Genomic DNA, 11,643 nt, shown 5'->3' with positions numbered 1-11,643 from the left:
AACGCAATGTTTTTGGCTTCAGGAGAGACGACAATGCCCCCCTCTTTTAATGACGTCAGGTTTTTCGATGAAACGTGTTTCTCAACTGACCGCGCTGGCCCTGATCTGCGGCCTCGCCTCACTCTCCTCCACGGCGGCTGATATGCCCCACTCCCTCACGCTGGCTCAGCTTCAGACGCAAAACGGCGCGGTAATTGATACGCGCATCAGTGCGTTCTATAACGGCTGGCCGCAGACCCTGAGCGGAACGTCCGGGCACGAGCCCGCCGCACTTAATCTCTCTGCCAGCTGGCTCGGGGCAATGAGCGATGAACAGCTCAGCGGCTGGGCAAAACAGCATCGGCTTACGCCAGACATGCCGGTTGCGCTCTATGGCAACGATAATGACAACCAGACGGTCAAAACGCGGCTGGAGAAAGCGGGCTTTACCCACGTCTCCACCCTGAGCGATGCCCTGCAACAATCCGACCGTCTGCAACGTCTGGCGCATTTCGAACAGCTGGTTTATCCGCAGTGGATCCACCAGTTGCAGCAGGGCAAACCCGTTACCGCCGCACCAGCCGGAGAGTGGAAGGTGATCGAGGCTGGCTGGGGTGCGCCGAAGCTTTATCTCCTGAGCCACATTCCCGACGCGGGCTATATCGACACCAATGAAGTGGAAAGCGAACCGCTGTGGAATAAGGTCTCTGACGAAAAGCTGAAAGCGATGCTGGCGAAGCACGGGATCCGTCACGATACCACCGTCATTCTGTACGGTCGCGACGTGTATGCCGCCGCGCGCGTGGCGCAGATCATGCTCTACGCGGGCGTGAAGGATGTACGGATTCTGGATGGCGGCTGGAAGGCGTGGTCCGACGCCAGCCTGCCCGTTGAGCGCGGAACGCCTGCAAACGTGAAGCCAGCCCCTGATTTTGGCGCGCCGATCCCGGGCCAGCCGCAGCTGATGGTGGATATGGAGCAGGCCCGGGGAATGCTGCACCGTCAGGACGCGTCGCTGGTGAGCATTCGTTCCTGGCCAGAGTTTATCGGTGAAACCAGCGGCTACAGCTATATCAAGCCAAAAGGTGAAATTGCCGGTGCGCGCTGGGGCCATGCGGGCAGCGACGCGACCCACATGGAAGATTTCCACAATCCGGATGGCACCATGCGCAGCGCCGATGATATTGCCGCCATGTGGAAAACGTGGAATATCCTGCCGGAGCAGCACGTTGCGTTTTACTGTGGTACCGGCTGGCGCGCGTCTGAAGCCTTTATGTACGCCCGCGCCATGGGCTGGCAGAACGTTGCCGTCTACGACGGCGGCTGGTACGAATGGAGCAGCCATCCGCAGAACCCGGTCTCCACCGGGGAGCGCGGACCGGAGAGCGCACGCTAGCGGGGAAGTGACTTCAGCGTGATATAACCGCTCCAGATGCGCGTTGTGGTGGTCAGCCAGCACAACGCGCCAAACACCCATGCAAAGAGCGCGAAATGCGCCGGAAACAGGCTGCACAGCACAAACAGCGCGATGGTCTCTGTTCCTTCCGTTAATCCTCCAATGTAATAAAGCGACTTGTGCGCATAGCCGGGGTTGTCGATATCATGCTTCCCCGCCAGCGCGGCAAAGGCCAGAAAACTGCTGCCCGTCCCCATAAACGCGAACAGCAGCCAGGCGGCGGCGATCGCATTATCAGCCGGAGCGGCCAGCGCAAAACCAAACGGCACCAGGGCGTAAAACAGGAAGTCGAGGGCGATATCAAGAAATCCTCCCGCGTCCGTCAGGCCACGGCGACGCGCCAGCGCGCCGTCCAGACCATCCAGCAGCCGGTTCAGCACAATGGCGATCAGCGCCGCCGGATACCAGCCCAGCGCCAGAAAAGGTAACGCCAGCACGCCAATCGCAAACCCGGCGAGCGTTAAGCCATCAGGCGTGATAAACGGTTTATCCAGCGCGGCGGCCAGCTGATTTAACCCGGGTTTCAGCCGGGGGTGCAGATGTTTATCCAGCATGTGGTTTACCTTTAAACGTGGCGCACAGCCCCTGAGTCGGGATATCCAGCGCGGCGTTAAAGCGGGCGGAAAGATTCTGAAAGGCAATCAGAGCCGTCATTTCGGTGATGGTCTCTTCCGTAAAGTGGCGCTTCAGCAGGCTTTTGATATTTTCATCCACCTCAGGCGGCGTGGCGGTGACCGCTTCCGCATAGGCCAGCGCCGCGCGCTCCTCTTCGCTGAACAGGGTGGAATTTTGCCAGTCGCTGACGGCCTGCACTTTATCCAGCGCCCCGCTCCGCTCGGCCAGACGCAGGCTGTTGGCATCAATACAAAATGCGCAGTGGCAGATCTGCGAGACCCGCGTCATTAGTAGCGATCGGAGAACCGGGGTCAAACGCGCCTTGCGCCGCTCCAGATAGCCGACAAACAGCGCCACCAGCCAGAAAAGACGCGGCATACGCCCCCACCAGCGAGTGGGGTTCAGCACCGCGCCGAAGTGTTTTTTCTGCATGGCGGCGATGGGGCTAAGGCTGACGGGAAGGGTTTCCATGGGCGCAACCCAGGCGGATATCTCTTTCACCTGATTCTCCTGATGACTGGACTCTTTGGAAGGGCACGATAATATGTCGTTTTTCGCTATTAATTATTGACGAACATGCTGAAAACACTCGATGTGGTTGCGGCCATCCTCGAAAATGAGGGCAAGATTTTGCTGGCGCAGCGTCCCGAACATGCCGATCAGCCAGGAATGTGGGAATTTGCGGGCGGGAAGGTTGAAGCCGGTGAGACCCAGCCGGAAGCGCTGATCCGCGAACTGCGCGAAGAGCTCGGCATTGAGGCCGTGCCCGCGCGGTATGTGGCAAGCCGCCAGCGGGAGGTGTCGCAGCGGCTGATTCACCTCCACGCCTGGCATGTGCCTGAATTTAGCGGTGAGCTGAAGGCGCATTATCACTCGGCGTTGGTATGGTGTACGCCAGAAGACGCGTTCACGTATGATTTAGCCCCGGCGGATATACCGCTGCTGGAAGCGTTTATTCTTTTACGCGACGCCAGACCAGCGGGTTTGTACTGAGGGTGCGTTCATCACGCTGGCACTGCAACAGCACGCCATCCGCCCTGACCACTGCGCCTTCGGAATAGTTTTGATCCTGATAGATACAGCACTGATTACACGGCTGCGCACGCTGGCCGCCAGCGCTAAAGACCTCTGGCGGCACGTTAACCTCGACATCCGGGCGAATGCGATCAGCCTGTGCCCCGGCGGACACCATCAAACATAACGCGGCCATTGCGTAACGGTTCATAGACTTTGTTTCCTTTGCATCGTTTATATCTATAACGGTCGATCCGGACGGGATCTTTAATGTATCTCGTCATCGCTTTTAGTTATGACGCGCGCCCTGTCATTAATTTCCCTTGCAGCATAAATTTCTGCTTGCCTCTCAAAGCGGTGCGGGTGGTATAGTCAAAAAAACGACACAAAACATCTCCGCCACACGCATAAATTATTATAAGAGGTTCTTATATCTATGGATCAGACACGCTCTCTGGAAAGCTTTCTTGCCCATGTTCAGCAGCGCGACCCGCACCAAAGCGAGTTTGCCCAGGCCGTTCGTGAAGTCATGACCACCCTGTGGCCCTTCCTTGAGGAAAATCCGCGCTACCGCCAGATGGCGCTGCTTGAACGTCTGGTAGAGCCAGAGCGCGTCATCCAGTTCCGCGTGGCGTGGGTGGACGATCGCAATCAGGTGCAGGTCAACCGCGCATGGCGCGTGCAGTTTAACTCCGCCATTGGGCCGTTTAAGGGCGGGATGCGCTTCCATCCTTCGGTGAACCTGTCGATTCTGAAGTTCCTCGGCTTCGAGCAGACCTTTAAAAATGCGCTCACTACCCTGCCGATGGGCGGCGGTAAAGGCGGGAGTGATTTCGATCCGAAAGGCAAGAGCGAAGGCGAAGTGATGCGCTTCTGCCAGGCGCTGGTCACTGAACTCTATCGCCACCTTGGGCCGGACACCGACGTTCCCGCCGGAGATATCGGCGTGGGGGGTCGTGAAGTGGGCTTTATGGCCGGGATGATGAAAAAGCTCTCCAACAACAGCGCCTGCGTCTTTACCGGCAAAGGTCTGTCGTTTGGCGGCAGCCTGATTCGCCCGGAAGCGACGGGTTACGGTCTGGTCTATTTCACTGAAGCGATGCTTAAGCGTCACGGGCTGAGCTTCGAGGGGATGCGCGTGGCGGTCTCCGGCTCCGGCAACGTGGCGCAGTACGCTATCGAGAAAGCGATGGCGTTTGGCGCGCGCGTGGTGACCGCCTCCGACTCCAGCGGCACCGTAGTGGATGAAGCTGGCTTTACGGCAGAAAAACTGGCGCGTCTGTGCGAAATCAAAGCCAGCCGTGACGGTCGGGTAGCGGATTATGCCCGTGAGTTTGGCCTGACCTATCTGGAAGGTAAACAGCCGTGGGGCGTGCCGGTGGATATCGCCCTGCCGTGCGCGACGCAAAACGAACTGGACGTGGATGCCGCCCGGACGCTGATTAGCAATGGCGTGAAAGCGGTGGCCGAAGGGGCGAACATGCCAACCACCATCGACGCCACGGACCTGTTCCTGGACGCGGGCGTGCTGTTTGCGCCGGGCAAGGCCGCTAACGCGGGCGGCGTGGCCACCTCCGGCCTCGAGATGGCGCAAAACGCCGCGCGTCTCGGCTGGAAGGCGGAGAAAGTGGATGCGCGCCTGCACCACATCATGCTGGATATTCACCATGCCTGCGTGGAGTACGGCGGGGAGGCATCGCAAACCAACTACGTGCGCGGGGCGAATATCGCCGGGTTCGTGAAGGTGGCGGATGCGATGATTGGGCAGGGTGTGATTTAAGGTTTATATCGTGCGGCCGGGTGCCCTCACCCCGGCCCTCTCCCATAGGGAGAGGGTGAAAACCGGGCGTATCAGGCCGCGCTTTTCTTCTTTTTAAACGGTTTCTTCGCACCCGCGCCTGGTGCAACCATCCCTCTGAAGCGCTTCACCGGCGTGCTGCGCGCCTGATCGATCAGCTGGTAAAGCGTCCCCACGAGCGGGTGCATAAAGTCCTGATAGCGGCACTGCTTCTCGCTGATCTGCGTCAGCACCGATTCCCAGTGCGCGGTCATGTCCGGCCTGGCGGCCAGCTCCGGCAGGGAATGAATCAGCGCGCGCCCCGGCTCGGTCGAATGGATATAGCGCCCCTTTTTCTCAAGAAAACCGCGCTTAAAGAGCAGCTCGATGATCCCCGCGCGGGTTGCTTCCGTACCCAGACCGTCGGTGGCGCGGAGGATCTTCTTCAGATCTTTATCCTGCACAAAACGGGCGATCCCGGTCATGGCCGAAAGCAGCGTCGCATCGGTGAAGTGGCGCGGCGGCTGGGTCTGTCGTTCAACCACCTCCCCCTTCTCGCACAGCAGTTCGTCGCCTTTGGCTACGACCGGCAGCGGCGTGCCATCGTTCTCTTCGTCACGCTCTTTGTTGCCGAGCAGCGTGCGCCAGCCCGCTTCCGCGAGGAAACGCGCTTTGGCGATAAATTTGCCTTTGGCAATTTCCAGCTCAATAACGCACTTGCGGAAAACCGCGTCCGGGCAGAACTGCATCAGATACTGACGCGCGATCAGGTTATAGACTTTTGCTTCGTTGTCGGTCAGGTTGACGTTGCTGGTGCGCGCCGTCGGGATTATCGCGTGGTGGGCATCGACTTTTTTATCGTCCCAGCAGCGGTTATGGGTATCCGGGTTTACCGCCGGTTGCGGCAACAGATCCGGCGCATGGACACCAATGGCGTTCATCACCGAGTGGCGTCCGGCGAAGTGTTCCTCCGGCAGATAGCGGCTGTCCGAACGCGGATAGGTGATCAGCTTGTGGGTTTCATAGAGCTTTTGGCAGATATCGAGCACGTTCTGCGCGCTCAGGCCAAACTTTTTCGCGGCCTCGATCTGCAACGCCGAAAGGGAGAACGGCAGTGGTGCGGGCTCTGATTCCCGTTTGTCGTTATAGCTGGTGACTATCGCGGGCTGGCCGGTAATGCGGTTAACCACGTGCTCCGCCAGCGGACGATGCAGCAGCCGTCCCTCTTCGTCCTGATATGACTCACAGGCATCGCTCGGCTGCCAGACGGCGGTAAAGCGTTCGTCTTTCGGCGTGACGATATGCGCTTTGACTTCGAAGAAGTCTTTGGCGACGAAATTTTCGATCTCTTCGTCGCGACGCACCACCAGCCCCAGCACCGGGGTTTGAACACGCCCAACAGAGAGTACGCCCTGATAGCCCGCATTGCGTCCCAGGATGGTGTAGGCGCGGGTCATGTTGATCCCGTACAGCCAGTCCGCGCGGGCACGTGCCAGCGCGGAGACACACAGGGGAATAAATTCGCTGTTGGCGCGCAGGCGCGAAATCGCGCGCTCCACCGCCTGCGGGTTGAGGTCGTTGATAAGGCAGCGCTGCACCTGCTGACGCTTTTCCGGCGCCAGCTCCAGGTAGTCCAGCACTTCATCGACCAGCAGTTGCCCTTCCCTGTCCGGGTCACCCGCGTGGACCACTTCCGTCGCCTCATGCAGGAAGCGCTTAATGACGTTGAGCTGTTTGGTGACGGAAGGACGCGGTTGCAGACGCCACTTTTCCGGCACAATCGGCAGATCGTTGAGATTCCAGCGGGCGTAGCGGCTGTCGTAGACATCCGGCTGCGCCTGTTCAAGCAGGTGCCCGATACACCAGGTGACCACCTGTCCGTTACCGCATTCGATAAAGCCATCACCTTTGCGATGCGGCTTGGGCAGCACGTCGGCGATGGCACGCGCCAGACTCGGTTTTTCGGCAATAAACAACCGCATCGAATTAACGGATCTCAATCATCGGGCGACCACCGCGGGCGGTCACCAGCTCACCAATGGCCGTCAGGGTGATGCCAAACTCGGCAGCCGTCGCCTGAACGTCAGCTTCAGCTTCCGGCGTCACCGCCAGCAGCAGACCGCCGGAGGTTTGCGGATCGCACAGCAGGTTACGCCATGCTTCCGGCATTTCGCCCATTAAATGGCCGTAGCTGGCGAAGTTGCGCTGCGTCCCGCCCGGCACCGCGCCCTGAGCAATGTACTCTTCCACGCCCGGCAGTTTCGGCACATCCTGATACCAGACCTGCGCCTGCACGCCTGCGCCCTGACAGACTTCAGAGAGGTGCCCCAGCAGACCAAATCCGGTCACGTCGGTCATGGCCTTCACGCCGTCGATATTAGCGAATGCCGCACCGGCGAGGTTCATCTGACACATCACTTCCGTTGCCAGACCGATATGCTCGGGCTTCAGCAGGGATTTCTTCTCGGCAGTGGTCAGTACGCCAATGCCCAGCGGCTTGGTGAGGAACAGTTTGCAGCCCGGTTGCGCCGTGCTGTTGCGCTTCACGCGTTCGGTGGGCACCACGCCGGTGACGGCCAGGCCGAAGATCGGCTCCGGCGCATCGATAGAGTGTCCACCGGCCAGGGCAATACCCGCCTGCTGGCAGGCAAAGCGTCCGCCTTCAATCACGTCGCGGGCAATTTCCGGCGGCAGGGTGTTAATCGGCCAGCCCAGAATGGCGATCGCCATGATCGGTTTACCGCCCATCGCAAAGATATCGCTGATGGCGTTGGTGGCCGCAATGCGTCCGAAGTCGAATGGGTTGTCGACAATCGGCATAAAAAAGTCAGTGGTGCTGATAATGCTGGTGCCGTTACCTAAGTCATAAACCGCTGCATCGTCACGCGTTTCGTTACCGACAAGCAGGTTCGGGTCGACAAACTTCGCCTGCTCACTGTGCAGGATGGTCTCCAGCACTTTCGGGGAAATTTTACAACCGCAACCGGCTCCGTGGCTGTATTGCGTTAAACGAATGGTTTGCTCGCTCATGGACGTCTCCTGTCATCTCAATCGCGCTATGGTAGCGCTCATTCCATAAAGAGGTAAGTATGACTGTCTGAATTCTGCGGCGGATGCTCAGAATCCAGACAGTTTAGCGCGGGTAATTAAAAACGGCTGACGAAAGGCGTGGTGTCCGGCACGCTGATGGTGCTGGAGGCTTTAAGCTGCGGGGTGCCGAGATAGAGGAAGCCGACAATTTTATCGTGCTCGCCACAGGCAAAGCCATCACGCACGACCGAACTTTCGGTCAGCGGTCCGGTGCGCCAGATGCCATTGAAGCCCTGCGCGACGGCGGCCATTTGCATTGCCATTACCGCGCAACCGGCAGACATCTCCTGCTCCCAGACCGGCACTTTATGATCGGCCTGGCATTTTGCGACTACCGCGATGATCATCGGCGCACGGAATGGCGCGTTGCGGGCTTTATCAATCCCCTTCTCATCCTGGCCTGCGGCAACAGCCCCCTGCTCCAGCAGCTGGCTGAAGCGGCCGCGCCCTTCGCCTTCAATAATAAAGAAGTGCCACGGCTGCAATGTGCCATGGTCCGGCGCACGCATTCCGGCACGCAGAATGTTTTCCAGCTGCTCGCCGACGGGTGCCGGTTCGGCCAGGCGGGAAGCGCTACGACGGTTAACAAGCAGTTCAAGTGCGTCCATTGGTTAACTCCTTTCATGAAATTTACTCACAAAATTAACACGACGGCAGATTTTGTTACAGCCTGGCAGGCGATTCCTGCTGACAAGTGGCGGTTGGGTCATTACGATAACCCAACATTACCGTCCAGTGGCGACGGAAACAGTCATTTTCTGGTTAGGGAGAATACATGCGAACCCTTTGGCGAATTATTGCCGGTTTCTTTAAATGGACGTGGCGACTGCTCAACTTCGTCCGCAACCTGGTGATGAACATCTTTTTCATCTTCCTGGTCCTGGTATGCGCTGGTATCTGGATGCATATCAGCAACGCAAACCAGTCGCAGCATTCGACGCGCGGCGCACTGTTACTCGATATCACCGGGGTGATTGTTGATAAGCCATCGACCAGCAACCGTCTGGGCGTGATTGGCCGCCAGCTGTTCGGCGCCACGTCCGACCGCCTGCAGGAAAACTCTCTCTTCGATATCGTCGATACCATCCGCCAGGCGAAAGATGACCGCAACATCACCGGCATCGTGCTGGATCTGAAAGATTTTGCCGGAGGCGATCAGCCGTCGATGCAGTACATCGGTAAAGCGCTGCGCGAATTCCGCGACAGCGGCAAGCCGGTGATTGCCGTAGGCGACAGCTATAGCCAGGGGCAATATTATCTGGCGAGCTTCGCCAATAAGATCTGGCTCTCTCCGCAGGGTACGGTCGATCTGCATGGCTTCGCCACTAACGGTCTGTACTACAAATCGCTGCTCGACAAGCTGAAGGTCACTACTCACGTCTTCCGCGTCGGGACCTATAAATCCGCCGTGGAGCCGTTTATCCGCGATGATATGTCCCCTGCCGCTCGTGAAGCGGACAGCCGCTGGATTGGCGAGCTGTGGCAGAACTACCTCGGCACCATTGCCGCTAACCGTCAGATTACCGCTGAGCAGGTCTTTCCGGGCGCGCGCGGCGTGCTGGACGGCCTGCGCAAGGTGGACGGCGATACAGCGAAATACGCGCTTGATAACAAACTGGTCGATCAGCTGGGTTCCAGCGCTGAAATTGAAAAAGCGCTGACCAAACAGTTCGGCTGGAGTAAAGAGGACAAAAACTACAGCGCCATCAGCATGTATGACTACGCCGCGAAAAAATCGGACGACAGCGGTGACAGCATCGCCGTGGTGTTTGCTAACGGGGCCATTATGGACGGGGAAGAAACGCCGGGGAACGTCGGCGGAGACACCACCGCGTCGCAGATCCGCGATGCGCGCCTGGATCCGAAAGTGAAGGCAATTGTCCTGCGGGTGAACAGCCCTGGCGGCAGCGTCAGCGCCTCTGAAGTGATCCGTGCTGAACTGGCCGCCGCGCGCGCCGCAGGCAAGCCGGTAGTGGTCTCGATGGGCGGCATGGCGGCTTCCGGGGGGTACTGGATCTCGACGCCAGCCAACTACATCGTGGCTAACCCAAGCACGCTGACCGGCTCGATTGGCATCTTCGGTGTGATCAACACCGTTGAGAACAGCCTGGATTATCTCGGCGTCCACACCGACGGCGTTTCCACCTCGCCGCTGGCAGACGTGTCCGTTACCAAATCCCTGCCGCCTGAGGTGTCTGAGATGATGCAGCTCAGCATTGAGAGTGGCTATAAACGTTTCATCACGCTGGTTGCGGACTCCCGTAAAAAGACGCCAGACCAGATTGACCAGATCGCGCAGGGCCACGTCTGGACCGGCCAGGATGCGAAGAGCAACGGTCTGGTAGACAGCCTGGGTGATTTCGACGACGCCGTGAAGAAAGCGGCGGAGCTGGCGAAGCTCAAGCAGTGGCACGTGGACTATTATCAGGACGAACCGACGTTCTTCGATATGGTCATGGACAGCATGTCCGGCTCCGTCCGTGCCATGCTGCCGGACGCGCTTCAGGCTTATCTGCCGGCGCCGGTGGCGACCGCGGCGAAAGCCATGAAAGCGGAGAGCGACAAGCTCGCAGCCTTTAATGATCCACAGAGCCGTTACGCGTTTTGCCTGACCTGCGCGAACGTGCGTTAAAAACCGTCCCCTCTTCCCGTGAAGAGGGGATTTTTTCTTTTGAAGAACAAGAACTCATTACCATGCAGAAGAAATCAATATATGTCGCCTATACCGGCGGTACCATCGGTATGCAGCGCTCAGAAAATGGCTATATCCCGGTTTCCGGCCACTTGCAGCGCCAGCTGGCGCTGATGCCTGAATTTCACCGTCCGGAAATGCCGGACTTTACCATCCACGAATATGAGCCGCTGATGGACTCCTCCGACATGACGCCGGAAGACTGGCAGCATATTGCGGATGATATTAAAGCCCATTACGACCAGTACGACGGCTTCGTGATCCTTCACGGTACCGACACCATGGCGTTCACCGCCTCGGCGCTCTCCTTCATGCTGGAGAACCTGAGCAAGCCCGTCATCGTGACCGGTTCGCAGATCCCGCTGGCGGAACTGCGTTCAGACGGGCAGATCAACCTGCTTAACTCCCTGTACGTGGCCGCTAATTACCCGATCAACGAGGTAACGCTGTTCTTCAACAACCGACTGTACCGCGGGAACCGTACCACTAAAGCGCACGCCGATGGCTTTGACGCTTTTGCCTCACCTAACCTGCAACCGCTGCTGGAAGCGGGGATCCATATCCGTCGTCTGGGCACGCCGCCCGCACCAAATACGGCAGGCGAGCTGATCGTTCATCCGATCACCCCGCAGCCGATTGGCGTGGTGACGATTTATCCGGGGATCTCCGCCGACGTGGTGCGCAACTTCCTGCGCCAGCCGGTGAAGGCGCTGATCCTGCGCTCCTATGGTGTGGGTAACGCCCCGCAGAACGGTGAGTTCCTGAAAGAGCTTCAGGAGGCGAGCGATCGCGGGATTGTGGTGGTCAACCTCACCCAGTGTATGTCCGGCAAGGTCAATATGGGCGGCTACGCCACCGGTAATGCTCTGGCTCACGCAGGCGTGATAAGTGGTTTCGATATGACCGTTGAGGCAACGCTGACTAAACTTCACTATTTACTGAGTCAGGATCTGGATATTGATTCCATTCGCCGCGCCATGATGCAAAACCTGCGCGGTGAACTGACGCCGGACGAATAAG

Annotated in this window: 11 protein-coding genes; 5 read left to right on the top strand and 6 right to left on the bottom strand. The window is 58.7% G+C overall.

Features of this window, described 5'->3' with window-relative positions:
* Positions 1 to 67 precede the first annotated feature (67 nt).
* Complete coding sequence (locus tag SK47_RS08350) at positions 68 to 1,375, top strand: sulfurtransferase (RefSeq protein ID WP_023315912.1); 1,308 nt, start codon at positions 68 to 70, stop codon at positions 1,373 to 1,375.
* Here the strand turns inward: SK47_RS08350 and SK47_RS08345 are convergent.
* Entirely contained in the window at positions 1,372 to 1,989 is a 618-nt protein-coding gene (locus SK47_RS08345) for a CDP-alcohol phosphatidyltransferase family protein (RefSeq protein ID WP_022650879.1), read from the bottom strand. The two genes, SK47_RS08350 and SK47_RS08345, sit on opposite strands and share 4 nt — an antisense overlap.
* Positions 1,979 to 2,551 carry a carboxymuconolactone decarboxylase family protein gene (locus SK47_RS08340; RefSeq protein WP_003857852.1) on the bottom strand — a complete coding sequence of 191 codons (573 nt, stop codon included), beginning with the start codon at positions 2,549 to 2,551 and terminating at the stop codon, positions 1,979 to 1,981. Before SK47_RS08340 ends, SK47_RS08345 begins: the two co-directional genes overlap by 11 nt.
* Before the next feature lie 75 nt (positions 2,552 to 2,626).
* Here SK47_RS08340 and SK47_RS08335 point away from each other — a divergent pair, with 75 nt between their 5' ends.
* Positions 2,627 to 3,043: a pyrimidine (deoxy)nucleoside triphosphate diphosphatase gene (locus tag SK47_RS08335; protein WP_048243877.1), complete on the top strand. Its 417-nt coding sequence runs from the start codon at positions 2,627 to 2,629 to the stop codon at positions 3,041 to 3,043.
* On the opposite strand, the gene SK47_RS08330 is transcribed toward SK47_RS08335, so the two are convergent.
* Positions 3,003 to 3,275 carry a YnjH family protein gene (locus SK47_RS08330; protein ID WP_003857857.1) on the bottom strand — a complete coding sequence of 91 codons (273 nt, stop codon included), beginning with the start codon at positions 3,273 to 3,275 and terminating at the stop codon, positions 3,003 to 3,005. The genes SK47_RS08335 and SK47_RS08330 overlap by 41 nt on opposite strands.
* Before the next feature lie 225 nt (positions 3,276 to 3,500).
* Between SK47_RS08330 and gdhA the strand changes: the two genes are divergently transcribed.
* On the top strand, positions 3,501 to 4,844 hold the full coding sequence (gene gdhA, locus SK47_RS08325) for an NADP-specific glutamate dehydrogenase (RefSeq protein WP_023324482.1): 1,344 nt from the start codon (positions 3,501 to 3,503) through the stop codon (positions 4,842 to 4,844).
* A gap of 71 nt (positions 4,845 to 4,915) precedes the next feature.
* Here the strand turns inward: gdhA and SK47_RS08320 are convergent, their stop codons facing one another.
* From SK47_RS08320 to SK47_RS08310, 3 genes are all read right to left on the bottom strand, one after another.
* Positions 4,916 to 6,823, bottom strand: coding sequence for a DNA topoisomerase III (locus tag SK47_RS08320; protein ID WP_048243875.1), 1,908 nt, complete (start codon positions 6,821 to 6,823; stop codon positions 4,916 to 4,918).
* Between the two features lie 4 nt (positions 6,824 to 6,827).
* Entirely contained in the window at positions 6,828 to 7,871 is a 1,044-nt protein-coding gene (gene selD, locus SK47_RS08315) for a selenide, water dikinase SelD (RefSeq protein WP_015570773.1), read from the bottom strand.
* Between the two features lie 116 nt (positions 7,872 to 7,987).
* Positions 7,988 to 8,539, bottom strand: a complete 552-nt coding sequence (locus SK47_RS08310; RefSeq protein ID WP_023324479.1) for an NAD(P)H nitroreductase — start codon at positions 8,537 to 8,539, stop codon at positions 7,988 to 7,990.
* A gap of 167 nt (positions 8,540 to 8,706) precedes the next feature.
* On the opposite strand from SK47_RS08310, the gene sppA reads away from it, so the two are divergent.
* Positions 8,707 to 10,563, top strand: a complete 1,857-nt coding sequence (sppA, locus tag SK47_RS08305; protein WP_023324478.1) for a signal peptide peptidase SppA — start codon at positions 8,707 to 8,709, stop codon at positions 10,561 to 10,563.
* 62 nt (positions 10,564 to 10,625) lie between these two features.
* Positions 10,626 to 11,642, top strand: coding sequence for an asparaginase (gene ansA, locus SK47_RS08300; protein WP_023303507.1), 1,017 nt, complete (start codon positions 10,626 to 10,628; stop codon positions 11,640 to 11,642).
* The last annotated feature ends 1 nt before the right edge of the window (position 11,643 follow it).

The organism is Enterobacter sp. BWH52 (assembly GCF_001037565.1).
GTDB classification, from domain to species: Bacteria; Pseudomonadota; Gammaproteobacteria; order Enterobacterales; family Enterobacteriaceae; genus Enterobacter; species Enterobacter hormaechei_C.
The sequence above is the reverse complement of the archived record's forward strand: the minus strand, read 5'-3'. Positions and strand labels throughout refer to the sequence as shown.